The organism is Enterococcus sp. DIV1337a, from assembly GCF_051712285.1.
Taxonomy (GTDB): domain Bacteria; phylum Bacillota; class Bacilli; order Lactobacillales; family Enterococcaceae; genus Enterococcus; species Enterococcus faecalis.
This window is the reverse complement of sequence record NZ_JBIOOP010000001.1, coordinates 2,210,916-2,237,107: the sequence shown is the minus strand read 5'-3', so window position 1 is coordinate 2,237,107 and position 26,192 is coordinate 2,210,916. Positions and strand designations below refer to the sequence as shown.

General features: G+C 38.8%; 25 protein-coding genes. 23 read left to right on the top strand and 2 right to left on the bottom strand.

Annotated elements, in window-relative coordinates; all coding sequences use genetic code 11:
• The first annotated feature begins 46 nt into the window (after positions 1-46).
• From IGL49_RS10610 to IGL49_RS10530, 17 genes are all read left to right on the top strand, one after another.
• A complete protein-coding gene (locus tag IGL49_RS10610) occupies positions 47-2,860 on the top strand; it encodes a sigma 54-interacting transcriptional regulator (protein ID WP_104854129.1) in 2,814 nt (937 codons plus the stop codon).
• A 71-nt stretch (positions 2,861-2,931) separates the two neighbouring features.
• A complete protein-coding gene (locus IGL49_RS10605) occupies positions 2,932-3,333 on the top strand; it encodes a PTS sugar transporter subunit IIA (RefSeq protein WP_002365282.1) in 402 nt (133 codons plus the stop codon).
• A gap of 19 nt (positions 3,334-3,352) precedes the next feature.
• The gene (locus tag IGL49_RS10600) at positions 3,353-3,847 is read left to right on the top strand and encodes a PTS system mannose/fructose/N-acetylgalactosamine-transporter subunit IIB (RefSeq protein ID WP_104854130.1); all 495 of its coding nucleotides are present in this window, start codon (positions 3,353-3,355) and stop codon (positions 3,845-3,847) included.
• Between the two features lie 23 nt (positions 3,848-3,870).
• Positions 3,871-4,620, top strand: a complete 750-nt coding sequence (locus tag IGL49_RS10595) for a PTS mannose/fructose/sorbose/N-acetylgalactosamine transporter subunit IIC (protein ID WP_002355079.1) — start codon at positions 3,871-3,873, stop codon at positions 4,618-4,620.
• Positions 4,620-5,471, top strand: coding sequence for a PTS system mannose/fructose/sorbose family transporter subunit IID (locus IGL49_RS10590; protein ID WP_002359140.1), 852 nt, complete (start codon positions 4,620-4,622; stop codon positions 5,469-5,471). The genes IGL49_RS10595 and IGL49_RS10590 overlap by 1 nt, the downstream gene beginning before the upstream one ends.
• Before the next feature lie 11 nt (positions 5,472-5,482).
• The gene (locus IGL49_RS10585) at positions 5,483-6,586 is read left to right on the top strand and encodes a DgaE family pyridoxal phosphate-dependent ammonia lyase (RefSeq protein ID WP_104854131.1); all 1,104 of its coding nucleotides are present in this window, start codon (positions 5,483-5,485) and stop codon (positions 6,584-6,586) included.
• Between the two features lie 3 nt (positions 6,587-6,589).
• Positions 6,590-7,333 (top strand): 2-dehydro-3-deoxy-phosphogluconate aldolase, encoded by a 744-nt coding sequence (gene dagF, locus IGL49_RS10580; RefSeq protein WP_104854132.1) that lies wholly within the window; start codon positions 6,590-6,592, stop codon positions 7,331-7,333.
• A 346-nt stretch (positions 7,334-7,679) separates the two neighbouring features.
• Positions 7,680-9,593 carry an endonuclease MutS2 gene (locus tag IGL49_RS10575; RefSeq protein WP_425268200.1) on the top strand — a complete coding sequence of 638 codons (1,914 nt, stop codon included), beginning with the start codon at positions 7,680-7,682 and terminating at the stop codon, positions 9,591-9,593.
• Positions 9,594-9,680: 87 nt separating this feature from the next.
• Entirely contained in the window at positions 9,681-11,126 is a 1,446-nt protein-coding gene (locus IGL49_RS10570; protein WP_162782545.1) for an alkaline phosphatase, read from the top strand.
• Between the two features lie 124 nt (positions 11,127-11,250).
• On the top strand, positions 11,251-12,222 hold the full coding sequence (locus tag IGL49_RS10565; RefSeq protein WP_104854135.1) for a dimethylarginine dimethylaminohydrolase family protein: 972 nt from the start codon (positions 11,251-11,253) through the stop codon (positions 12,220-12,222).
• 428 nt (positions 12,223-12,650) lie between these two features.
• The gene (locus IGL49_RS10560; RefSeq protein WP_104854136.1) at positions 12,651-13,343 is read left to right on the top strand and encodes a WxL domain-containing protein; all 693 of its coding nucleotides are present in this window, start codon (positions 12,651-12,653) and stop codon (positions 13,341-13,343) included.
• Between the two features lie 87 nt (positions 13,344-13,430).
• A complete protein-coding gene (locus IGL49_RS10555; RefSeq protein WP_104854137.1) occupies positions 13,431-14,564 on the top strand; it encodes a DUF916 and DUF3324 domain-containing protein in 1,134 nt (377 codons plus the stop codon).
• Positions 14,545-14,946 (top strand): LPXTG cell wall anchor domain-containing protein, encoded by a 402-nt coding sequence (locus IGL49_RS10550; RefSeq protein WP_104854138.1) that lies wholly within the window; start codon positions 14,545-14,547, stop codon positions 14,944-14,946. Before IGL49_RS10555 ends, IGL49_RS10550 begins: the two co-directional genes overlap by 20 nt.
• Positions 14,947-14,992: 46 nt before the next feature.
• Positions 14,993-15,217, top strand: a complete 225-nt coding sequence (locus IGL49_RS10545) for a hypothetical protein (RefSeq protein ID WP_104854139.1) — start codon at positions 14,993-14,995, stop codon at positions 15,215-15,217.
• A 164-nt stretch (positions 15,218-15,381) separates the two neighbouring features.
• On the top strand, positions 15,382-17,391 hold the full coding sequence (locus tag IGL49_RS10540; protein ID WP_104854140.1) for a BglG family transcription antiterminator: 2,010 nt from the start codon (positions 15,382-15,384) through the stop codon (positions 17,389-17,391).
• 1 nt (position 17,392) lies between these two features.
• The gene (locus IGL49_RS10535; protein ID WP_104854141.1) at positions 17,393-17,692 is read left to right on the top strand and encodes a PTS sugar transporter subunit IIB; all 300 of its coding nucleotides are present in this window, start codon (positions 17,393-17,395) and stop codon (positions 17,690-17,692) included.
• Between the two features lie 14 nt (positions 17,693-17,706).
• The gene (locus IGL49_RS10530; RefSeq protein ID WP_104854142.1) at positions 17,707-19,074 is read left to right on the top strand and encodes a PTS ascorbate transporter subunit IIC; all 1,368 of its coding nucleotides are present in this window, start codon (positions 17,707-17,709) and stop codon (positions 19,072-19,074) included.
• A 62-nt stretch (positions 19,075-19,136) separates the two neighbouring features.
• Here IGL49_RS10530 and IGL49_RS10525 read toward each other — a convergent pair whose 3' ends face one another.
• Positions 19,137-20,111, bottom strand: a complete 975-nt coding sequence (locus IGL49_RS10525; protein ID WP_104854143.1) for an alpha/beta hydrolase — start codon at positions 20,109-20,111, stop codon at positions 19,137-19,139.
• Positions 20,112-20,320: 209 nt separating this feature from the next.
• On the opposite strand from IGL49_RS10525, the gene rbsR reads away from it, so the two are divergent.
• The 4 genes from rbsR (at position 20,321) to rbsU (ending at position 23,644) form a co-directional block, all read left to right on the top strand.
• Positions 20,321-21,316 (top strand): ribose utilization transcriptional repressor RbsR, encoded by a 996-nt coding sequence (rbsR, locus tag IGL49_RS10520; RefSeq protein WP_104854144.1) that lies wholly within the window; start codon positions 20,321-20,323, stop codon positions 21,314-21,316.
• Positions 21,317-21,407: 91 nt separating this feature from the next.
• Positions 21,408-22,325: a ribokinase gene (gene rbsK, locus IGL49_RS10515; RefSeq protein WP_174108245.1), complete on the top strand. Its 918-nt coding sequence runs from the start codon at positions 21,408-21,410 to the stop codon at positions 22,323-22,325.
• Between the two features lie 15 nt (positions 22,326-22,340).
• Positions 22,341-22,736, top strand: a complete 396-nt coding sequence (gene rbsD, locus IGL49_RS10510) for a D-ribose pyranase (RefSeq protein WP_002355102.1) — start codon at positions 22,341-22,343, stop codon at positions 22,734-22,736.
• 20 nt (positions 22,737-22,756) lie between these two features.
• Positions 22,757-23,644, top strand: coding sequence for a ribose/proton symporter RbsU (gene rbsU / locus IGL49_RS10505; protein WP_104854146.1), 888 nt, complete (start codon positions 22,757-22,759; stop codon positions 23,642-23,644).
• Between the two features lie 19 nt (positions 23,645-23,663).
• Here rbsU and IGL49_RS10500 read toward each other — a convergent pair whose 3' ends face one another.
• Positions 23,664-24,548: a LysR family transcriptional regulator gene (locus IGL49_RS10500; RefSeq protein ID WP_104858173.1), complete on the bottom strand. Its 885-nt coding sequence runs from the start codon at positions 24,546-24,548 to the stop codon at positions 23,664-23,666.
• 107 nt (positions 24,549-24,655) lie between these two features.
• Here IGL49_RS10500 and IGL49_RS10495 point away from each other — a divergent pair, with 107 nt between their 5' ends.
• The gene (locus tag IGL49_RS10495; protein ID WP_104854148.1) at positions 24,656-25,237 is read left to right on the top strand and encodes a DapH/DapD/GlmU-related protein; all 582 of its coding nucleotides are present in this window, start codon (positions 24,656-24,658) and stop codon (positions 25,235-25,237) included.
• Positions 25,237-25,974: an SDR family oxidoreductase gene (locus IGL49_RS10490; RefSeq protein WP_104854149.1), complete on the top strand. Its 738-nt coding sequence runs from the start codon at positions 25,237-25,239 to the stop codon at positions 25,972-25,974. Before IGL49_RS10495 ends, IGL49_RS10490 begins: the two co-directional genes overlap by 1 nt.
• Positions 25,975-26,192 lie beyond the last annotated feature (218 nt).

Sequence of the window (26,192 nt, the reverse complement as noted above, 5' to 3'; positions counted from 1 at the left end):
TATAATAAATTAACTTTTGGATCAAAAAAGAAATGGGGAAAAGACTATGAGAATTGATAATATTCATCAAGCGTTAAAACAGTTTCACGTACAAAATCCAAGTAGCAAAGAAACCTTGTTACCTGCAACGGCTTCGCAATTAAGTCAGGCCTCTGGCTATACCCGAACCGCTGTTAGTGAAGAGCTTTCAGAATTAGTGAGAAAAGACCAAGTCGTTAAAGTTAAATCAAGACCGGTGTTATTTTTTGATAAAAACTACTTAGAGGAACAGTTTCCTTTTTTTAAAAGTAGCACGTGCTACGATTCCCTTGCTTCACTGCAAGAGGACATTTATCAACAAACAGAACAGATACATAAGAAAAAGCAGCTACTGAAAATGAATCCATTTGCGAACGTAATTGGTTTTGATGGGAGCTTAGCAGACGCCATCAAGAAGTTGAAAGCCGCTATTTTATATCCGCCTAATGGCTTGAATATTTTACTTACTGGAGAATCTGGGGTGGGTAAAACCTTAATTGCAGAACAATTACACCAATTTTATCAAGTCAAAATGAACCAAGAAGTCCCGTTTATTTATTTTAATTGTGCAGAATATTTCAACAATACAGAATTATTAACTTCTCATATATTTGGCTATAAAAAAGGCAGTTTCACTGGTGCCGTTAATGACCAAAAAGGCTTAGTGGAGTTGGCAGATGGTGGTTTTTTATTTTTAGATGAGGTCCATCGATTAACGAGCGAAGGCCAAGAAAAATTGTTTACAGTTTTGGATAAAGGTTATTTTACACGGATGGGTGAAGCCGAAAAACAAAGGAATGTATCGATAAAATTTATTTTTGCAACAACCGAAGCAGTCAACCAACATTTTTTGAAAACGTTTTTAAGAAGGATCCCTGTGACATTAGCCATTCCAGCTTTAGCCGAGCGCTCTTTGAAAGAAAAAATTCAATTGATTTTGTCCTTTTTCTTAGAAGAAAGTCAACGGATTCAAAAGAATATCCATATTCGTTATGAGGCGTTGAAACAATTAACGTTTACTCATTTTGAAGCCAACGTTGGCGAATTGAAAGCGGCGATTCAATTTATGAGCGCACAAGCCTATTTAGAGGTGTTTGATCAATTAACGGAAACTATTTGCATTGAAGCAAACGAGGGAACAGTCAAAGAGCAACCTGATGTAGAAAGTCTGCTGGCTTTTAATGAGTGGATACCTAACGATGGCCTCACGATTCAATACAACCATTTTTATTTAAGCAGTCAAGAGTTACTCAAATCAGAAAGTCTGAAAAATGATCGTTTTTATAATTTTCTATTGAAAGAATATGCAGATTTGAAAAAATTAACTCTTTCGACAGAGGATGCGCTAGCAATCATGCAAAACAAAGTCGAGCAACTTTATGATATGGATATTTTTGCTCAAGAACCGTTAGCCTTAGAGGCCATTGACGAAACATTGCAGCCAAAAATTCAAGAAGCCATTGTCTTTTTTGAACAACTAATCCAAGAAAAATTGACAGAGGATTTCCAGAATATTTTAATTGTCCACCTTTATTCTGCTGTTTTTTATTCTGCACAAATGAATGAAACATTTTATTCAGATACCAAAAATATCTATTCTGGCAAAGTAACCCAGTATCAAGCTGCTAAGACCATGGTGGACTTTTTACAAACGTTGTTTGGCATTTCTTTTGCTGATACGGAAATTCTCTTTTTCGATCTATTTATTCGTAAAGTCACAGCTAAAAAAAGAGCGCACTCAGTTGAAGAAAACTGTGGCGTTATCGTCGTTGCTCATGGTGCCGCGACGGCCAGCAGTATGGTTGAGTACACCAACCTTCTGTTCTCATCAACTGTCATGCGTGCAGTTGATATGCCGATTAATCAATCAGTGGAAGAAACATTAGAAAAAGTCCGTACAATTGTAAAGCAAAATCAGTATAAAAAAATTATTTTAATGGTGGACATCGGTTCCCTGGTTTACTTTGGTAATGCTATCAGTCAAACGTTTCAAATAGAAGTGCTACTAATTAGCAATATCAATCTCTTAACATTGCTAGAAGTGGCCCGAGAAGTGATTTATGAATCGACGGCGTTTGATTATCTATTACCAGTCTTAAAAGAAAAAAATCATCGCGCCTTGATTTGCAGTAAAGGTCGCTTCAACGAGGCAAAAGTTCTCATTATTTCCTGTCTAACTGGTATGGGGACCGCTATTAAAATTGAACAGTTGTTACTAAAAACTTTTCCTAATGAATTACTAACGAATGTACGCATCATTACTTTAGAGAAAAGAGAAGTGGAAGACATCGATCGCTTGCATTCTTTTGTTCGGAAAGAAGAGAAAATCGTTGGCATCATTGGTACCGTAAAGACAGAAGTACCAGATATTCCGTTTATTTCTTTACAAGATTTACTATCGAAGCGTGGCATTCAGCTTGTTTTCGAATTATTAGGCCATCATTTAGAAGAAAAACAAAACCAAGAGTTACTAAAGAAAGTTTCAGCTAAATATATTCAAGGATTATCAATCGAAGCTATTACAGACTTACTAACGGTTTTGAATCCTACAACCATTACGATCGAATTAGCTAAGATTTATTCAGACATCTGCTTGCAAACCAAAATAAAAAGTAACGAAAAGATTTTACTTCGTTTTATCATTCATTGTGCCTGTATGTTAGAACGGCAATTGCTAAATCCAGAATATGACCCGACAGCTTATGAAGTGTCATACCGAGAGTTGCCAGAAGCAGTATCTGTCATAAAAATGGCGTTTCGACCGATTGAAGTGTCCTATAATCTGTTGATTCCACCTTTGGAAGTGCGCTATATTTATGAATTGCTTTTTGAAAAGGCTTAATTCAAACGGAAATGAAAGTTGGCACACTTATTGCTTTTAATAAAATGATTAATTAGCAAAGGAGTTTGTTTATGGAAAATGAACCAATTTTACTTTTAACACACAATGGTTGGGGCTTGGAATTAGTCAAAAGCGTCCAGATGATCGTTGGAGAAGTCACAAATGTACATGAAGTAGCATTACAAGCAGAGGATTCGTTGGGGGATTATTTAGAACGGGTCACAGAAAAAATAGACCAATTAACGTGGCACAACCAGTTGCTAATTTTAACAGATGTTAAAGGTGGCACACCTAGTAATGTTGCATTACGTTTATCAAAAGATTATGATCTCCTGATCGTGTCAGGACTATGCACATCGTTATTATTAGAATCCGTCATGAAACAAAGTGGTCCTGGATTTCGTTTACAAGACGCAGAAATGATTCAACAAGCAGCAGTAGACAGTTGTCAAATTTTAGAAATTCCAAAATAAGAAAGTACAGGTGAACAGAATGTCAAAAATCGTATTAACAAGAGTCGATAGCCGTTTAATCCATGGACAAGTAGTGACTAAGTGGTTACAACAATCAGGTGCAAATGAAATTTTGGTAGTGAGTGATGAACTAGAGCAAGATGAGTTTTTACAAAGTATTTATTTAATGGCGGCGCCTCCAGGGGTTTCTGTAGTAATTAAAGGGATTGAAAGTGCCAAAGAATATTGGGAATCGCAAGAAAAGGAAGAGAAAAAGGTGTTATTTTTAGTGCCAGATTTAACGACTTTAAAAGCGATGGTGGACCAAGAAATTATTCAAGAGGAGATTCAAGTTGGTGGCTTAGGTGGTGGACCTAATCGGAAAAATGTCTTAAAAAATATCAATTTATCTGAAGAAGATGTTGCAATTTTAACTGAACTTTTAACGAAGGGCATCCATGTTTTCTTCCAAGCGATTCCCGAAGAAAATCCCCTACCAATTCAAAAATTAATTGAAAAATATCAATCACTATAATCAGAGAAAAAGGAGAGAATCAAATGGGCGTTTTAGGTGTTTCAATTATTATGGGACTTTATTATTGGTTTGCACGTTTGCGTTTTGGGTACACATTTTCAGGCATGCTGTCTCAGCCATTAGGCGCAGCGTTGGTGGCTGGTTTAGCAACAGGAAAACTTAGTGAAGCAATGGTTGTGGGGGCGGGGATTCAACTTGTTTATCTAGGAGTCACCTCCACACCGGGCGGCAATGTGCCTAGTGATCCGGCTTTAGCTTCAGCAATTGCGATTCCAATTGCTTTAGGTGTGGGAATGAACGCCGAGGCGGCTGTTGCACTAGCTGTTCCTTTCGGTGTGTTAGGCGTCTTTATGGATCAATTACGACGGACTATCAATGCGACTTGGGTGCATATGGCTGATAAATATGCGGAAGAGTTAAATTATGGGGGGATTTACCGAGCTGCGTTTGTTTATCCAGCTTTAGCGGGATTTTTAATTCGCTTTCCGTTGGTTTTTGCGGCGAACTTTTTTGGTCAATCTGTGGTGAATAAAGTCTTAGAAGTTATCCCAGCCTGGCTGATGCATGGCTTTGAAGTAATGGGTGGTATTTTACCAGCGTTAGGATTCGCCTTAACAATTATGGTAATTGGCAAGAAAAATTTGATTCCTTATTTTTTAATTGGTTTTGTTGCAGTAGTATATTTTGGCGCAGAAGTTATGGCCGTCGCTATTTTAGGAATCTGTATTGCCTTTTTAGTTAGAAACAAGGCATTGAGTGAGGAGGCAGCGTAATGGAACAAATGACACAAGCAAATGAACAACAATTGGAACAGAAAAAAATTACCAAAAAAGAATTATCCAAAGCCTTTTGGATTTATCAACTAGGCTGTGAATTATCAAATTCTTATGAACGTCTTCAAAGTTTAGTTTTTTGTGCATCGATGATTCCTGCAATTAAAAAACTTTACGCAGACGATGAAGAACAACAAAGAGAAGCTCTAAAACGTCATTTGAATTTTTTTAATACTGAAGGAACAGTAGGGGCTTCCATTCAAGGGATTGCAATTGCTATGGAGGAAGAAAAATCCAATGGCGCAGCGATCTCTGATACGGCGATCACATCGATTAAAACTGGGCTGATGGGTCCGCTGGCTGGGATTGGCGATTCAATTATTTGGGCAGCATTAATGCCGTTAATCATTTCCATTTTTATTCCAATGGCTAAAGGAGGTAACGTGATTGGAAGTATCGGTCCGTTGGTTCTCTACACAGCCATTACGTTATACATCAGTTGGACGTTAGTGAATAAGTCCTATACACTAGGGCGTAATTCAATCTTAAGTTTGTTAAAAGACGGCAAAATTAAGCAAGTCATTTATTCAGCGAATGTTTTAGGAATGATGATGATGGGTGCTTTAAGTGCGAGTTATGTTAAAATTGCTAGTCCGATGACGTTTAAAGTTACTGGCGGTGCCACAATTGTTTTACAAGATATCCTAGATCAAATTATGAAAGGGTTACTTCCTTTAGCAGCCGTCATGGCTATTTATTTCTTCATGGTAAAAAAAGGCCCACGTTACGGTATCATTATCGGCACGATTGTCTTAGTTAGTTTGGTCACTTCATTCTTTGGTTTGTTATAAAGGAGAAAATAATGAATAGTTACGAAAAATTTCACTTAAAAGAAGTTATCAATGCTTCTGGGAAAATGACCATTCTAGGTGTCTCCAAAGTTTCGGAGGCAGTCCTCGCGGCTCAACGATTCGGCGGCGAACATTTCTTTGAAATGAGTGAACTTAGTGTGCAAACAGGGGCCTTTTTAGCCAACTTGTTGAAGGTAGCAGATGCCCAAATCGTTTCCTCGGCTTCGGCGGGGATTGCCCAATCGGTGGCTGCCTTGATTGGAAAAGGCAGCTTGTACCACGCGTATCATCCCTATACAGAAAAAATTGAACAGCGAGAGATTGTTTTACCTAAAGGGCACAACGTGGACTACGGCACGCCTGTAGAAGTCATGGTAGCGCAAGGCGGCGGCCAAGTGGTGGAAGCTGGCTACGCCAACATGTGCAGTCCAGAACACGTAGAAATGATGATTTCCGAAAAAACAGCGGCCATTCTATACATCAAAAGCCATCATACCGTGCAAAAAAGTATGCTGACGGTGGCCGAAGCGGCCAAAGTGGCGCAACGCCACAAGGTGCCGCTGATTGTTGACGCGGCAGCAGAAGAAGATCTTTTCAAATACACTGAAGCAGGCGCTGATTTGGTGATTTACAGCGGCGCCAAAGCCATTGAAGGGCCAAGTGCTGGTTTAGTGGTCGGGAAAAAAGAATACATGGACTGGGTGCGCCTCCAAGGCAAAGGCATTGGTCGAGCAATGAAAATTGGTAAAGATAATATTCTGGGCTTTACGCAAGCAGTGGAAGAATACTTGGCGCATGGCAGTGAATCAGGGGCTTCGATGCAAGAACGCTTAAAACCGTTTGTTGAAGCCATCAACAATCTGTCAGATTTAACCGCTAAAATCGTCCAAGATGGCGCTGGACGAGACATTTATCGCGCCAGTGTCAAAGTGGACGGCAGAAAAACCGCCAAGGAAGTCATCCAAGCGTTAAAAGCAGAAAGTCCGGCCATTTATACGCGAGAATATCAAGCCAACAATGGCATTATTGAATTTGACATTCGTTCTGTCAATCAAGAAGAAATGAACAAAATCGTGCAACGATTACAAGAAATTATGGACTCAAAGGAGAAATAAGTCATGTCATTAAAACCTAATTATTTAGAAGAACGCATTTGTTTAAATGTCTTAGCCAATTCAGTAGAAAATGCTCAAGCCTGTTATGAAGCAGCAGAAGGGCATGTTGTGTTAGGCGTCCTGTCAAAAAACTATGAAACCGATGAAGCAGCCATTGACGACATGAAAAAATACCAAGCAGCAACCAACAACGCTTTATCTGTCGGCTTAGGAGCTGGTGATCCCAATCAAAGTCAAATGGTAGCTCGCTTATCAGAAGTCCTACAACCGCAACACGTGAACCAAGTCTTCACAGGTGTCGGCGCTTCGCGGGCCTTACTTCGTCAAGACGAAACAGTGATTAATGGCTTGGTATCACCCACAGGAAAAGTTGGCTATGTCAACATTGCGACAGGTCCGTTAAGCTCTGGTGCGCCAGCGGCGGAAGTGCCTATCGAAACCGCCATCAAATTGTTGAAAGACATGGGAGGCAGTTCCATTAAATATTTTCCAATGAAAGGCTTGACTCACAAAGAAGAATACCAAGCAGTAGCAGCAGCTTGTGCCAAGTATGACTTTTATTTAGAACCAACAGGGGGCATTGATTTAGAAAACTTTGAAGAAATTGTTCAAATTGCGGTGGATGCCGGTGTCAAAAAAATCATTCCCCATGTCTACAGCTCAATTATCGATCAAGAAACAGGGGACACTAGAACAGAAGACGTGAAAACGTTACTAACCATGATGAAAAACACATTGAATAAGTAAAGGACCAACCTTTATTTGACTTTCTCCGCCAGATTTGCTACTCTCAAGTGGAGAATAAATAAAAACCAACAAATGAATGTGGGGTATTTTGGTGAGTGTCGTAGGTATCTAATTGATAAGTTGAATAACCAGTGAACCAAGCAAGGTTTATTTGGTGTGCTTAGAAAGTGATACCTGTCAGTCATCTCAATTACTAAATACCTCATTTAAAAGAGGTTTCTTTAGTAACCTTTATCCAATGATAAAGAGGACAGCGGTAGAACGCTGTCCTCTTTTTTTTGTAGAAACTGGTTTTTATTTAAAGGCGCCAGGTATTCTTTTCGCGATAGAAAGGAAGAAAAAACAAATGAATCATGAAACTATGCAAAAATTACAATTTACAACAATTCTTAAAGAAGTTCAAACACGTGCGATTGGCGAGTATAGTAAAGAACGGTTGGCGAAAATGGTCCCTGCGACACGTTTAGAAACAGTGCAGTCCCGCTTAACGGAAACAACTGAGGCCCGCTTAATTATTGATAGCGGACAACACGTCCCTTTCATGGGCTTGAGTCAAATTACCCGCTTACTTCAACAAGTGAAAAAAGGCTTAATTCTTACACCCAACGAATTGATTGAGGTGGCTGACTTTTTAAGAAGTAGTCAGCGAATCCAGAAGTTTTTTGAAAAAAATCAATACCAAACGCCGCGTTTATTTAGTTACAGTCAGCACTTAGCTGATTTCAGAGCGATTGAAGAACAAATTTATACGAAAATCCATAACCAAAAAGTCGCTACCGATGCTTCCCGTCAACTTCGAAAAATTCGGCGTCAAATCAATGAATGCCAACAAGACATTGAAACAAAAGTCACCAAATTTTTACGCAATAAAAATAATCAACTGTATATTCAAGAAAATATGATGGTGAAAAAAGGGGAACATTACACGGTACCAATCAAAGCTAGCTATAAAAATAAGGTTTCAGGCACAATCATTGAGCAATCCAATAAAGGACAAACGGTCTTTATTGAACCTGTAGCAATTAGTAAATTAAATGAACAATTGACACTCTTAAAAGCGGAAGAAACAGCGGAAGAATATCAAATTTTGGCAGAACTAACCGGGTTAATCAATGAGCAAGAACGACTTGTTGATCAAGCCGTCGATACAATGACAACCTTAGATATTATTTTTGCACGAGGAAAGTATAGTCGCGAAATTGGTGGGATCACGCCAAAAGTCAACAAAGAAGAACGCTTGCGCATTGTTCAAGGAAAACATCCTCTTTTATTAGAACACGCAGTACCATTGACCTTTTCTTTAGGAGCAGATTATCGAGGACTTGTCATTACAGGCGCCAATGCTGGTGGTAAAACGGTTGTCTTGAAAACAGTTGGCTTATTGACTGTCATGACACAATTTGGGTTGCAAATTCCAGCACAAGTTGGCACAGAGATTCCAGTATTAGATGAAATTTTTGTCGATATTGGTGATCAGCAAAATCTGGAAAATGCGTTAAGCACTTTTTCTGGACACATGAAAAATATTGCGGAAATGTTGCATAATGTTAACCGACACACGCTTGTTTTATTAGATGAAATTGGCAGTGGCACCGAGCCGAACGAAGGAGCTGGCTTAGCGATTGCTATCATGGAAATGATGTATCAAAAGGGCGCCTTGGTGGTTGCGACGACCCATTATGGTGAAATAAAACGTTTTGCCCAAGAGCATGACGATTTTGTGCCAGCCGCAATGGCCTTCGATCGTGAAACATTAACGCCAAAATATCAATTGAAAATTGGTGAAGTTGGCGATAGCCAGGCGCTTTGGATCGCACGTAAAATGAAGATGGAGCCACAACTCATTGAAAAGGCGGCTCATTATATTCAGCGGAAAGAATACCCTACTAATCGAATTCTATTTAAACCCCTGAAAGCAAAAAAAACGACCTTTGCTACATTTGTAGAAGAAACAGATCGTTATCAAAAAGGTGATCGCGTCCTATTGACAGAAACACAACAAATTGGGTTGGTTTTTACAGATGAGGGTGAGCAAGAAATCCAAGTATTTGTGAATGATAAAATTGAAAATGTACCACGAAGACGGTTGAAATTACAAGCGAAAGCACAAGATCTATATCCGCAAGACTATGATTTAGAAAGTTTATTTACAGATTTCCATGAACGAAAGAAACTCAAAGATATTGAACGCGGCTCAAAAAAAGCGCAGAAACAATTACGCAAAGAGGCCGAAAAAAGAGCTGCAAGACGTGACAAATAAGGGACTTAACAGAAGCAATACAACAACTTAACACTTTGTTTACTTGTTATTTATCAGAAATCAACTAAGACTTGTTATAGTCAATGTATGGGTAGATATGAAGGAGGAAACAAGGAAATGAAGAAAAGAGCTTTGCTAGGGATTACCTTATTAACATTCACAACATTAGCGGGTTGTACAAATTTATCTGAACAGAAAAACGGTGAAAAACAAACAGAGGTTGCTGAAGCAAAGGCAACTGAATCCGAAAAAGCAACAGTGAAAAATGTTATTTTTATGATTGGAGATGGCATGGGGAATCCGTATACAACAGGCTATCGATATTTCAAAGCCAATCACTCAGACAAGCGTGTTCCCCAAACAGCTTTTGATACCTATTTAGTTGGACAACAAGCCACTTATCCAGAAGATGAAGAAGAGAATGTCACCGATTCAGCTTCCGCAGCGACAGCGATGGCTGCGGGAGTGAAAACCTACAATAATGCTATTGCACTCGATAATGACAAGTCCAAAACAGAAACCGTGCTCGAACGTGCGAAAAAAGTGGGTAAATCAACGGGACTTGTAGCAACATCAGAAATAACACATGCAACCCCTGCTGCATATGGCGCGCATAATGTTTCCCGCAAAAACATGGCAGAAATCGCCGATGACTATTTTGATGATCAAATCGACGGACAACACAAAGTCGATGTGTTACTTGGCGGCGGCTCTGAATTATTTGCACGGAAAGATCGTGATTTAGTCAAAGAATTTTCCCAAGCGGGTTATGGTCATGTCACAGACAAAAAGTCGTTACATGAGAACCAAGACGACAAAATTTTAGGCTTATTTGCACCAGGTGGGCTACCTAAAATGATAGACCGAACGGAGGAAGTTCCTTCGTTAGCTGATATGACAGAAGCGGCTCTTCAACGTTTAGATAAAAATGAAAAAGGCTTCTTTTTGATGGTTGAAGGTAGTCAAATTGATTGGGCCGGGCATAGCAATGATATTGTTGGCGCGATGAGCGAAATGCAAGACTTCGAAGCGGCGTTTGAAAAGGCTATCGATTTTGCCAAAAAAGATGGTGAAACATTGGTGGTTACAACCGCAGATCATTCTACTGGTGGCTTGTCTTTAGGTAAAGGAGATCAATACAATTGGTTGACGGAACCTTTACATTCGGCGAAACGCACGCCTGATTTTATGGCAGAAGAAATTGTTAAAAATGGTAATGTAGAAAAAATAGTGACTGAGTATATTGATTTTCAATTAAGTGAGGCTGAATTGAAAGCAGTGAAAACAGCGGCGGAGTCAAAAGATGTTGAAAAAATCGCTCAGGCATTAAGAAAGATTTTTGATGAACGTTCGAATACTGGTTGGACTACTGGTGGACACACAGGGGAAGATGTAAATGTCTATGCTTATGGGCCACAAGCAGAAGCTTTTTCAGGACAAATTGATAATACGGATCAAGCAAAGATTATTTTTGGCTTAGTAGATGGCACAGGGCAAAAAGCCGAGATTAAAGATAAAGGCATCGTTAAATAAAAAAACAAAAAAACAAAAAAACAGAATTGCTACTCGTTCTGTTTTTTTGTTTTGGGCATAAAATTTCGTCTCTGTTATATCTCTGCTATAATTAAGTTAAATGTATAAAAGTGAGGTTAAAATAATGAAAAAAATGCATGTGGAAAGTGAGTTTGCACCATTACGTTCAGTTGTATTAGCACAATCGCAATTTTGTTTGCCAAGTCGAGGCAATAAAATAGATACATCTTTTTTAACAGAGGAAAATGCCCGTTTAACAGAGAATAACGAAGGACGTGATTTGGCAGACTTTGCGCCCGAACATCAAGTGCGTTGGGAAAAAGAAAAAGAAGTTATGCAAGGATTATTAGAATCTTATGGCGTAGAAGTCTTTCGACCACGCTTATTGACAAACTATGAAAAAGAACATGGCAAAGAATTAGGCGTAGGGTACAGTAACTTCTTTTCCCGAGATCCCTTTTTTACAATTGGCAATCTCTTAATAGAAGGAAACTTACGATTCCAACACCGCCGACAAGAAATTTTACCGATTCGTCCGATTATTCAGCAATGGGTGCAAGAAGCAGAAGGCTATTATTTTGCTGCGCCACAACCTGACACTTCTGAAGGTGCTTTAAGTGAAGCAGGTCCCTTTATTGAAGGTGGTGACGTTTTAGTTTTAGGCAAAACAATTTTTGTAGGCTATTCTGGTTTGGCGAGTAATTTAGCGGGGATTCAGTGGTTAGCCAAAATGATTGGTCATTTTGGTTATGAAGTGGTGCCGGTTCGGTTGCATCCACATATTCTCCACTTAGATTGTGCGTTAAGCTTGTTGAGAGAGGGTTTGATGATCATTTGTGAGGAAGCCTTTTTAGATGGGATTCCTGCACAATTAGCAAACTGGGAAAAAATCCATGTTACTTTACAAGAAGCAGCTTATTTAGTGACGAATGGTTTGCCGCTTAACGAAGAAACGTATATAACGGATCAATCCTTTACAACTCTAATTCCTCAAATAGAGGCAAAAGGCATCAAAGTGGAAGCGATTGACTATCATGTTTCCAGAATGTTGGGTGGCTCCTTCAGATGTACAACACAAGCGCTGATTAGAGAATAATCAGTGACTGGTTGCCGATATTTGTAAGAAAAAAGGCACATTTTGTTTATGAAAACGATATAATTCTAGTTTTCACTATTTTTTTTAAAAAAATTGAAGGAATTTCGATTTAATAAATGCGAGAAAACGTCAAAATATAAGTATTGATTACTTACTTTTTGACGTTTTCTTGCTATTTTTTTAGATATTTACAGTACGAATAACAAAAAAAAGTCAGGTTTTCTTTGAAAACAACGTTTTCAATTTTAATAAAAGTCATCGAAACGCTGGTATTATAATAAATTCATTTTTTTCGTCTAGGGTGTTTAAAATTTGAAATCACAAGTGCTCTTTTTTTCGTTATACTTAGAGTACGTTCTACCGCGATAGGAAAGTTTTTACTTTTTTATCCAGTTCATTAATCGACAAAACAAAAAGGAGAGATTTAAATGAAGAAAAAAACATTGGTAACTTTATTTGCAGGAACGGCTATTTTAGGTGCGAGCATTGCTCCAGCTGCAGCTCACGCAACAACAACAGGTACAACGCCAGCGAGCGTGTCAGTCACAGATGGTTCATTACCAGATGGAAAAGGTGATGATAACGACGGAAGTACAACAGATCCAGATCCAGAGAACCCAAATACAAACTTTGATTTGTTATATGTTCCAACAGAATTCAAATTTGCAGCTACTGAAGTTGGTTCTGACTTCTCAGCAATTTCGTTAGATGCTGCTGGTTCGCAAACAAAACGCTATGGTGTTGGGGATGTTCGTGGGACACAAGCAGGTTGGTCAGTTACAGCAGGTGTTGCTGAAATGAAAAACGGCACAGCGACGTTAGAAGGTTCAATTACTTTTGCGCAAACAGGTGCGGTTGCTAAGTACGATACAACAGCAAAAACATACTCACGCGATGTGGCGGCATTTGCAACAGATCCAGGCAGTCCTGAATTTGCTGGAACAAGTATTCCAGTAGGTGGAGCAGCCGTATCAATCGCTACAGCTGCCGTGGGTAAAGGACAAGGTACATGGGATTCTGAATTATCAAATGTGAAATTAAACGTAACAACACCTAGTTCAAAAATTAAAACAGGTGCATATACAGGTAACGTAACTTGGACATTAGTGGCTGCGCCATAAACAGTTACTAACGAGAATACTGTATTACCAGAAAAGGAGCTGCGCAGAGGTGCACGGCTCCTTTTCGATACATAGGAGGAACTAACAATGAAGAGAATGCGCTGGCTAATCGTCACAGTTTTTATGTGTGTGATGGCATTAACCATCCCTTTTGTTGCACAGGCAGAAGAAGCGGATGACAACATGAATACAAAATTTACAGTTAAACCAACGATTCCAGAGAATCAGGCAAAAAATACGCAATCTTATTACGATCTCATCGTAAAACCAGGACAGAAACAAGAAGTCGAATTATCATTAATTAATAAAACCGATGAAGAATTAATGATTGAGTTGAATTTGGCAAATGCCGTTACGAATGATAATGGTTTAATTGTTTACAATGATATTGAGAAAAAACCAGATGCAAGCTTAAAAACACCACTGACAACATTAATGAAATTACCTGCAGAACAAGTAAAAGTACCTGCTAGAAAAACAGTGGCAGCTAAAATGACTATTGAAATTCCAGAGAAAGGTTTCCAAGGCTTAGTCTTAGGTGGCGTTTATGCGTCGCTCGCAGAAGATAACAAAGAAGAGACGGGGAAATCAACGGGGTTAACTAGTCGTTATGGCTTTAATGTAGCGGTTGCTTTACGAACGTCAGAAGATACACCAATGTATCTAGCAGAGACTCTTCAATTAACAAAGTTAGTTCCGACCATCGCTTTAGGAAATAAATCGGTTCAAGCGGTTATTCAAAATCCAACGTCAGCTATTTTTCCTGAAGTACGTTTAGAAGGAAAAGTAACGAAAAAAGGCGAAACGAAAGAGTATGCTAAACGGATTTTACCAAGTGTTCGTTTTGCACCGAATTCAACGATGAGCTTTAACTTAGATTTTGGGAAAGAAGATGTTCGTCCAGGAACCTATATTTTTGAAGGGAAAGCAGTCTTGAAAGAAGATGAACAACAAGTTTGGCCGTTTAAGCAAGAATTTACCATCAGTAGTCAAGAAGCCAAAAAATTAAACAAAGAAGCGGTGGTGAAATTGGTCCTACCAACTTGGTGGAATCAAGCTTTTTATGGGTTGTTAGTTGTAACGTTTGTGAGCCTAATTCTAGCTATTTGGCGTTTTACACAACAAAAAGCGGCACTGAAACAACAAGTCTATTTACAACAAGAAAAACAGGCAGCCTTGAAAAATAGGCAGGGAGCACGCTATGATGACAGCGAAAAATAAATGCTCATTTCTAATGATATTAGGAATATTTTTAACCGTCGGCATCGCGAGTCTGAACGCTTCTTCTGAGAGTTTTGCGGAAGAAGCAGGGCAAACGAATATCGGTGTGATGTTCTATGGAGGAAAGACACCGCTAGAAACGGAAGATATCACTAAGTCGACAGAACAGCCAATTACTAACAAAGATAAAAAAAAGCCACAACCCCAAGAAGAGGTGACCGAGAAAAACACTGCTAAAATAAATCCAACTGCTGCTCAGATGTCATTACCAAGGACAGGTGAACGAAATAGTAGGTGGCTTTATAGTCTCGGTGTTGTCTGTCTGCTCATAGTAATAATAAGTTTCTATTATTTGAATAAAAAAAGGAAAAAAGAAAAATAAGCTGCCGTTTTTACAAATAAAATCAATTGTAGAAGGAGGAAGATAGATGGGAATTACGATGTGGATTTGGATTTGTGCCGGCTTAGCTGCCCTTTGTTTTGCTTTGTTTTTACTGTTCTTAGTAAGTAGCATGAATTTTGTTCATCAGGCAAAGCCTAAGCAGTCTTTAGTAAAACAATCAATGTATAGTTGGTTACTTCTGCTAATTTGTGGTGGCTGGGTAGCAATAGCTATCTTGCTGAATATCGCATTACAAACACAATTAACATAAAGACAACCCGTTGTAAGTTTTTAGAAACTTGCAACGGGTTTTTATTCACTCTAAAATAAAGAACGGTACAATTTATCAAAAAAGTACAGTAGACATTTGTACCCAACTTAGATAGAAAATAAAGCGCTACCATTATATGATAATTACAGGAGGAGGACACAGCTGTGAATTATAAAATAAGTTATCTCCTTGACGAGTATGCAGGCCAAAAGATTACGCTCTCTTTGGCCCAACAAGTAACCGATCTTTCACAACGAGAATTAGTGACGCAACTTTCGACAATAGGCGGAAAAGTTCAACAGAATACCGTCAGCATTCCAAGCCTTTCCGCAAATGAATGGGGGAAACAACTGTTTCAACAACGTCAAGTGATCTATAGCGAAACAGAAAGACAAGCACTCATTTTTTTACTCACTTATTCAGAAATCGAAGAACTATCGGTTTATCATTATCAAAATTTTTTAGACGTTTCGAAAGGCACTATTTTAGCGGATATCAAAAAAGTACGCCACCAACTAGCAACTGAAAACATTGCTTTATCTTACGAGCGGAAACGAGGGTTTTACCTGGAAGGAGATGAATTTCGGATTCGTCGTTTCGGCAAAAAATGGCTTGCCCGCCTCTTACAAAAAAAGTCGGGCACCTTCGCTTTATTTTGCTGGCTCAGTCAGCATCAAATGAGCCAGTACGCAAAAATGCGTGACGGCATTCAATTAGCCGTCCAAGAAGCACAGCTTCAACTAGTACCCAGCAGATTGGATGAAATTAGTTATTTTCTTGCTTTTTCTCAAAAAAGATTAGGTAAATATGAAACAGTTGCTTGGCCTGAGAACCAGTTGATTCAGTCCTTACGCGCTTATCCTGTCAGTTGTCGTCTTTTAAGTGATTTAGTTGGGCCGGTGGCGAATGTAGAAACTGAGAGTATTTTTTTAACGATTTGTTTAATGACAGCCTTGCAAGGAGAATTGCGAGATACGAAGTTAGAGTTTTTATTAGATATTTCTGGTGAAATTATTCGGAAAATGGAATTATTGGCCGTCGTTCAATTTGAACAGCCTCGTGAATTGCTCATGAATGTGTATTATCATCTGGTTCCAGCTTATTTTCGGATTAACTATGGCTTTTACTTACCGAATGTTTTGATTAAAGATATTCGACAATCATATCGATCGCTTTATAATCTTTGTGAACAAGCGTTAGCTCCTTTAGAAAAATTAACGAAACGTTCCATTCCGTCAGAGGAAATCGGGTTTTTTACCATATTATTTGGTGGAGAAATTTTCGGCCAAAAAAATGAGCAGCGACAAGAAAAGCTAAAAGCGCTAATTGTTTGTCCCAGTGGGATCAGTTCTTCGTTGATTTTGCAATCGGAATTGCGTCGCCTATTTCCAATGATTGAATTTAAAGAAACAAATGCGGTGAGGGAAATAGAGAATGTATCTGAAAAAAGCTATGACATTATTTTCTCAACGGTCCCTATTGAAACAGCCAAAAAAGTTTATCTTACCAAGCCTATTATGAACTCTTTGGAAAAAAATCAATTGATGCATCAAGTCCAATCAGATTGGCTATTGCCAGGTATTTCCATGCCAGATGTTAAAGATATTTTAGATGCGTTAAAACCTTATATTTCCTTAAAAAAAGGCGTCACAGAAGCGCAGTTATATCGTGTCTTACATCGTAAAATGAACAAAATTATAGAAAAAGAGGAGGATCTGCGCCCAATGTTATCGGAACTATTAACAACAGAAACAGTCCAAGTCTTGACTGAAGTTGCAGACTGGCGAGCAGGAATTACAGAAGCTGCCAAGCCGTTATTAAAAAATGGCAGTATCACGGAAAAGTACATTGACGCGATGATTCAAAAAGTCGAATCGTTTGGGCCGTTTATCCATATTTGTCCAGACGTAGCATTGCCTCATGCGCGACCAGAAGATGGCGTTAATCAGTTAGGCATGTCATTACTAAAAATTCAAAAAAGTGTCGATTTATTAGAAGACCCTAAGCATGAAATTCACCTTTTTATCTGTTTAGCTGCTTCAGATAACGAAACACATTTACGGGCCTTATCTAGCCTGACAAAAATTCTATCAAAAAAAGAATCATTACATCGCTTAGTGGCGGCTGAAACCGTCCCAGAAATATTATCAATTATCCAAGAAGGAGAGAAATAAGATGAAGATTTTTACAGTTTGTCAAAGTGGTTTAGGAACAAGTTTTATGGTGCAAATGAATATCCAACAAATTTTAGAGGAAGTTGGTGTTGACACAGATAATTTTCAAATTGATCACACGGATGTCGGGAGTGCCAGTGGCGATATGGCTGATTACTTCTTTGTCGAAAAAACATTGCAAGATGCTTTAGGGTCAATTCCTGATGAAAAAATTATTCCTTTAAATGCGATTATTGATTACGATGAAACGAAGGAGAAAGTCTTGCAAGTTTTAGATGACAATGGCATTGCACATCAATAAGAAGGAGGAAAAACATGGAAACTTTATTGAATTTATTTGTTTCAATTGTTAGCCAGCCAGCGATTCTGGTTTCATTAATTGCTTTGTTGGGATTAGTTTTACAGAAAAAGAAATTTTCTGATGTTGTTCAAGGAACGTTGAAAACATTCGTCGGCTTCTTAGTTTTAATTGGTGGAGCAGGGCTATTGGCGAACTCGTTAACGCCTTTTGCCGAGATGTTCCAAACCGCGTTAAATACACAAGGCGTGGTGCCTAGTAATGAAGCGGTTGTAGCGATTGCCTTACAACAATATGGGACACCAACCGCTCTGATTATGTTGGTGGGCATGGTTGTTAATATTCTGTTGGCGCGTTTTACACGTTTTAAATATATCTTTTTGACAGGTCAAGCGATGATGTATGTTTCATGTTTGACAGCCGTTATTCTAGTGGGGGCCGGTTTCAGTGTTAGTTTGCCAATGATTCTTTTAGGTGGTTTATTTGAAGGAACCTTATTAACAGTGACACCTGCTCTTTGTCAGCCCTTTATGAAACAAATTACTGGAAATGATAAAGTGGCAATGGGTCATACAGGGAATATTGGCTATGCGGCAAGTGGCTTTATTGGAAAAGTCTTTGGGAATAGAGAAAAGTCAACGGAAGACATTAAAATTCCTAAAAGTTTTGGTTTTTTAAGAGACTCAACTATCTCAATTATGATTTTGATGTCGATCGTCTATGTGATTTTGGCTTTGTTGGCTGGCACAGGCTATGTCGAGCATGAGTTAAGTAATGGCGAAAATGCGATCATCTTTTCGTTAATTCAAGCAGGAACCTTTACGGCTGGTTTCGTTGTGGTTTTACAAGGTGTGCGCATGGTTTTAGGAGAAATTGTGCCCGCTTTCCAAGGAATTGCTAAAAAATTAGTGCCTAATTCTAAACCAGCACTTGATGTTCCAATTATCTTTCCTTATGCGCCAAACGCAGTCTTGATTGGGTTCTTTGTGAGCTTTATCGTGGGAACTATTTCAATGTTAGCGATGGTTGGTCTGAATACCACCGTGATTATACCAGGTGTTGTCGGGCACTTTTTCTGTGGTGCCGCAGCAGGCGTTTTTGGAAATTCCACAGGGGGACGTCGGGGAGCGATTTTAGGGGCTGCATTTAATGGCCTATTAATTAGTTGGTTACCGTTATTCATTTTACCAGTCTTGGGTGATCTACAGTTAGCATCCTCAACGTTTGCGGATACAGATTATTTAATCCCAGGCCTATTTTTAGGCAAATTAGGTGAGGCAGGTCCGAGTCTTTTAGTAGGAGGAATCATTGCTTTTGTAGTGGTTGTTCTTTTGGCTAGCGCTGTTTTGACTATGCGGGAGAAAAAAGTCGCTGAAGAAAACTAAGTGTTTTGTTCTAAAAAAGCAAATGGGACAGAAGTCAAAACGACTTCTGTCCCATTTGCTTTTTACAATTGTTCTTGGATAAACTGCGCAATTTGTTGCCGTGCTTGTCGTCCTTCTGGCAAGTATTGTTTCATTGCGAAAACGTGTTGCATGCCAGGCACCAATCGGCAAGTATCTTGTGGTCGTGGCCCTAATTGTTTTAAAAATTGGTGATAGGAAGGGCAAAAAACTTCATGTGTGCCGCCCACGAAAAAAAGTGGCGGAAATTTTTGATAATCAAAGGACAAGCAATTTAAAGAAAGCGTGGCGTGATTAGCTGTGTCGTCAATCTCTTGAGCAATTAATTGTAAATAGTTCATGCCAATCATTTTGTCCTTTTTTTGATAACTTTTGGCAACGGGAATGTCTAAGTGTCCATCTAACCAAGGAGAAATTAAAACAGCAGCTTTGGGTAAGCATTCAGGGGAATCAGTGACTAAGTTCTGCAATACGTTTAAAACCAATGTGCCACCAGCTGAATCACCTAATAAAATAACATCTTTGGGGTCATAATGCTGTAAAATTTCTTGGTAAGCAGCATAGCAATGATTGTAAATATCAGCAAAAGACTTATTTGGTGCTAATGGATATACAGGGATAAAATAATCTGTTGCAAAAGGGAGATCTTCAATTAGTTTATAACTAAAGTCTAATTGGCTATAGGCGAGATTCAGTGTAAAGCCCCCACCATGTAGGTACAGTATAGCTTTCTTGGTAGGCGCAATAACGGAGTTCGACATACGATACATCGTAGGAAATTGAGTCATTTCTTGAAGAGGAAAAAGATGACGTAAATGTTTTGGCAAAGCTACTTGTTCATTTAATGATCGTTGCCAATGATAAAAAGCCTTGGTAACTTTCGGATTTCGTTCAAGTCGAGCAATTTGGGAAAGACGTAAAGAATCTTCAAAAAGACAAGCTTTTAAGGATTTTTGACGAGAACGTGCGTGGAACAAATATGCGCTAGCTAACAACAAACCAATCGCTTTCTTTTTCAATTGAGGCCCTCCATTCAGCAAAGTAAATCATTTTTTCTACAGTATAACATTTTAAAAGTAGAATAACGAAATTTGTTGAAGGGAGGAAAGGACGGTTTAAACGAATGTACGTATTTATTTGTGGTTGCGTAAAGTAAATGATTGTAGTAAATTAAATGAGATTAAGAGGTCTGGTGAATGGGCGCGTTCACGGCAAGGAGAGAAGTAGGATGACAAATAAAAAGGTTACAATTAAAGATGTTGCCAATGACTCAGGTGTCTCCATTACTACCGTTTCACAAATTTTAAACGGGAACGGGGCACGATTTAGTGGGAAAACGGTCGAAAAAGTATTGGCTGCAAAAGAGCGATTAAACTATCAGCCGGACTATTTTGCGCAACGTATGGTGATGAAAAAAAGTAAGACGATTGGCGTAATCGTACCTGATATTACCAATCCATTTTTTGCGCAATTGATTCGAGGAATTGAAAGTGTTTTATACAAAGAAAATTTTATACTGATGTTATGCAATGCGGACCAAGATGTTACAAGAGAACATGAATATTTAACAGAGTTGATTCGTCGCAGTGTCGATGGTTTTGTGATTGCGAGTTCTGAAATTTCCAATCAAACGATTAATGAAACCCTACGTGCAAAAAAGATTCCTTTTATTGTACTTGACCAAAAAAAAGCAGAAGGCTTTAGTGATGCTGTTTTGACAGACGATTACAGAGGTGGGCAACTAGCAGCAAAACATTTGCAAGAGCAACGACATGAACAGGTCATCGTGGTAATGCCGCCACATGCGCCAGTCAATATTCAGCAACGGTTAAAAGGTTTTTGTTCTGTTTATACGGAAAAGGTCCAGTTGATCGAAACAGAATTATCAAAAATTGGTGGCTACCAAGCTGTTCCTGAGATTTTAAAAACAGAGAGCACAGGAATTTTTGCTATCAATGATGAAATTGCTTTTGGTTTATATCGAGGATTAGCAGAAGCGGGCAAAAAGATTCCTGAGGATTATAGTATTATTGGTTATGACAATGTTGACATGTGCGAGTATGTTTCGCCGCCGCTAACAACAATTGCTCAACCTGTTTTTCAATTGGGGCAAACTACGGCGACTTTATTATTAGAAAGAATCCATCAGCCTACAAAAGATTGGGAAGAGCAAACCTTGCCTGTCCAACTGATTGAACGATTTTCGACAGCACCCTTGAAATAGCTTTCAAGGTGTGCTATATTTTTGTTGTGGAATTAAAACGTTTTACTAAAACGTTTTAATTAGAATGGAAAAATAAATTTTATTGAGGTGGATGAAAATGAACGCGGTTACAATTATTGGAAGTATCAATTTAGACACGACATTAAGAGTCAAAGAAATGCCAAAACCAGGCGAAACAATTCACGCCATTGAACATTTTACAGCGGGTGGTGGTAAAGGAGCAAACCAAGCAGTTGCAGCGAAACGTTCAGGTGCAGAAACATATTTTATTGGTGCTGTGGGAAATGATGGCGCTGGAGCTATGATGACTGATTTAATGAGTCAAGATGAAATTAATTTAACTGGGGTCACCACTTTAGAAAAAACAGCTACTGGCCAAGCCTTTATTATGGTGGATAATGCTGGTGAAAATAGCATTATGATTTATGCGGGGGCCAATAACGCCTTTACGCCAAAACAAGTACAGGAACATCAAGAAATTATTGAAAAAAGTGATTTTGTGATTGCCCAATTTGAAAGTGCGATTGACAGTACGATTGCAGCTTTTAAAATTGCTAAAAAAGCAGGCGTCAAAACGATTTTAAATCCTGCACCTGCGTTAGAACAAGTTCCTGAAGAATTACTAAACGTTACAGATATGATTGTACCAAATGAAACAGAAACCGAAATTTTAACAGGCATTAAAATCACAGATGAAGCGAGTATGCGTAAAGCTGCGGATACACTTCATCAATTAGGGATTGAAGCAGTAATTATTACAGTAGGTAGTAAAGGCGCCTTTTATGACGTCAATGGTCGAAGTGGTATTGTGCCTGCTTTTAAAGTGAAGGCGGTTGATACAACGGCTGCTGGCGATACTTTTATTGGCGCATTAAGTAGTCTATTAGAAAAAGACTTTAGCAATTTGGAAGAAGCTATTCGTTATGGAAACAAGGCCTCCTCTCTAACTGTGCAACGTTTTGGAGCCCAACCTTCTATTCCTTATCAACACGAATTGGCAGATAAATAAAAAGGAGCGAGCGACATGAAAAAAACAAAAGTCATTAATTCAGATATTTCCCGCGTCATTGCACAAATGGGTCATTTTGATAAATTAAGTATTGGTGATGCAGGCATGCCTGTGCCTCGAACTACAGAAAAAATTGATTTAGCAGTTACCAATGGCGTCCCTAGTTTTATGGAAGTTTTAAACAATGTTCTTGAGGAATTGGCAGTTCAACGAATTTATTTAGCAGAAGAAATTAAAACAGAAAATCCAGACATGTTGACAGCAATTAAAACTCGTTTACCCGAAACCCCTATCAGTTTTATTCCTCATACAGAAATGAAACAAGAATTAAACAATTGCCATGCCTTTATTCGGACAGGAGAAATGACTCCTTACGCAAATATTTTATTAGAAAGTAACGTTGTCTTTTAAACGAGAGAGGGGAAATAGAGATGAATGCAACTGCATTATTAATTGGTTTAGGACCGCTTCTAGGTTGGGGGCTTTTCCCAACAATCGCTTCAAAAATTGGTGGACGTCCAGTGAATCAAATTCTTGGCACCAGTTTAGGAACATTAATTTTCGCCGCTATTTTTTCAATGATTAATGGTTTGGCTTTTCCAGCGGGCATGGATTTATTCTTTTCAATTTTATCTGGTGTCGGTTGGGCTTGTGCGCAAATCATTACGTTTAAATGCTTCACGATGATTGGCTCATCACGTGCCATGCCAGTAACGACCGCGTTCCAACTTCTAGGTGCTTCTCTCTGGGGTGTCTTTTTCTTAGGAAATTGGCCAGGAGCGACAGCTAAATTATTAGGCGCATTTGCCTTAGTGTTAATCATGATTGGTGCCAAAATGACGGTCTGGTCGGAAACGGAATCCGCTGAAAGTGCTGGGATTATGAAAAAAGCAGTTCTTTTATTAGCCGTTGGTGAAATCGGCTATTGGGCGTACTCTGCAGCGCCCCAAGCGACGGCAATTGATGGCATGCATGCCTTTTTACCACAAGCAATAGGCATGGTAATTGTTGCAGTTATTTACTCAGCAGTTGTCACTGTTAAGGGTGGGGAAACATCGCCATTTATAGAAGCTGTTTCCTACAAACAAGTTTTTTCAGGCTTTTTCTTCGCCTTTGCAGCGTTAACTTATTTAATTTCAGCGCAGCCAGATATGAACGGCTTGGCAACTGGCTTTATTCTATCCCAAACATCAGTTGTCCTTGCAACGTTGACAGGTATTTGGTTCTTAGGACAAAAGAAAACAGCCAAGGAAATGACCGTAACGATTATCGGCTTAGTTTTGATTTTGGCAGCAGCTACGATCACAGTGATGATTTAAAAAAGTATTCAACGACCTATTATTCAGGTCGTTGAATATTTTTTTTTATTTGTTCTAAAAATAATGAAGCAGCTGTGGAAAGAACCGTATTTTTTCGCCAGATTAAACTAATTTTGGCTGTTAAAGCAGGATGTAGCGGGATAAAACGTAAATTTGTTTGCTTTGTTTCTAGAATACCGTCAATGCTTAGGGCGCTACCTAGCCCAGCTTCTACCATCAGTGAAGCGTTGTAAAGTAAGTTGTAGGTTCCGACGATTCGGAACTGATCTAGACTTGCTTCGAGCCAATCAGAGAGTTGGCTCGGAACTTGTGCTTGTCGAGAAATAAATAAAGGTTCTTCTTTTAAATCGGCTGCAGTAATAACATTTTTAGTGGCTAAGGGATGGTCCTTCACAGTAATTAAGCCCCATGTATCTACAATTGGTAATGTTAAATAGTTATATTTTTGTTTAGGTGCAGGTTCAATAATTAAACCAAAATCTAATAACCCTTTGTCTAGCCGTTCTATTACATCATCTGCATTCCCACTGTATAAATGCAGGTGAATATCGGCTGATTGCTGGCTTGTTATTTGTTGTAGTGCGTTCGCTAAGAAAGACATAGCTTTTGTTTCGCCGCCACCAATCGTGATTTCGCCATTAATGAATTCATTTTTCGACAAGTTGGTGACTGTTTTATTCGCTAAGCTTAAAATATCTTGTCCTTGTTTAGCTAAATATTCTCCTTCAGGTGTTAGTTGTATTTGTCGATTTCCTCGTATAAATAATGTCACGCCTAATTCTTCCTCTAATTCTTTTAATTGCTTAGATAATGTTGGTTGTGATACATGCAATTGTTTGGCTGCGCCACTAATCGTTTTTTCTTGGACCACTGCTAAGAAATAGTGAATCACTCGTAATTCCATTACTTTCCCTCCTATAACTAAAACGCATACTTATCTATTTATTATAAGTATTAGACAGAGGAGTTGTCACGTATTACGATAAATTTAGAAAAAGGAGGCGATTAGGAATGCTTACAAAAAATCTCCAAGAATTAATTGCAACAGGTAGCATTGACAAAGATGAACCACTATTTCAACTTATTCATCAGATTCAAGAGGAAAATAGTCGCTATCTAATAGAATTAAATCAACAAGCCTATACACATAATGAAGTAAGGAATCTTCTTGCCACGATTATCCAAGACAAAATTGACGAAACCGTTACGATTTTATTGCCTTTTTATACAGATTTTGGACGCAATATACATTTTGGTAAAAATATTTTTATTAATCGGGCAGCTATGTTTGTTGATCTAGGAGGCATTACAATTGAAGACAATGTTTTAATTGGTCCGCACGTTAATCTCTTAAGTGTCAATCATCCGGAACTGCCAATGAAACGGCGAGGTGTATTGCTAGCACCAATTACCATTAAAAAATTTGCGTGGTTAGGCGCGGGTGTCACTGTTTTACCAGGTATTACGATTGGTGAAAATGCAATCGTAGCAGCTAATGCAACTGTAACTAAAGATGTGCCAGCTAACGCTATTGTTGCAGGAACACCAGCTAAAATTATTCGTTGGATTCAGGAAGATAAGGAGGAGAAATAATGAAATCATTATCAGAAAAAGTTATTGTTATCATGGGTGCTTCCAGTGGAATCGGTGAGGCAACAGCCCGTTTACTTGCTAGAAAAGGAGCGAAGTTAGTCATTGCAGCACGTCGACAAGAACGTTTAATTGCTATAAAAAAAGAACTTCCTGAAGCAACGATTCTCGTGCAACAAGTAGATGTAACGAGAGAAGAGGAAGTTCAGCGTGTAATCAAGTTTACAATGGAAAAATATGGACGAATTGATGTTCTTTTTAACAATGCAGGAGTTATGCCCACGGCACCTCTTATTGAGGCACCAAAAGGAGAATGGCGTCAAATGCTAGATATTAATATTATGGGTGTTTTAAATGGCATTGCGGCAGTTCTTCCAATTATGGTTGAACAAAAATCAGGGCAGATTATTGCTACTGATTCTGTGGCAGGACATGTCGTTTATCCAGATTCGGCTGTATACTGTGGAACGAAGTTTGCTGTTCGAGCAATTATGGAAGGGTTGCGACAAGAACAAAGAGAGAATAACATTAAATCAACGATTATTTCACCAGGTGCTGTACAAACAGAACTTTATCAAACAATTTCTAATCGTGTAGTAGCCGAAACGTTACATCTAGAACAGTTAAGCTGGGGCTTAAAGGCGGAAGATATTGCGCAAGCGGTGGCCTTTGCCATAGACACGCCAGATCGTATGTCAATCAGTGAAATGGTTGTTCGCCCGACCACACAAACGATTTAATTGAGCCTGGGAAAAAAATCACTTTGGATTTTTGTTCCAGGCTTAAAAATTGATAAACGGCGGGAACAGAAGCAACAACTTCTAAGGTGTTTTCTCGACATACGTCTCGTTACAGTCCAGCCTTCAAAAGAGCTAAAGCTCTAAGAGTTGCGATGTTTCACTGTGAAGCATGAACAGATGAAATCATCGTACCTACTTGGTGAAGGCCCTTCGGAACT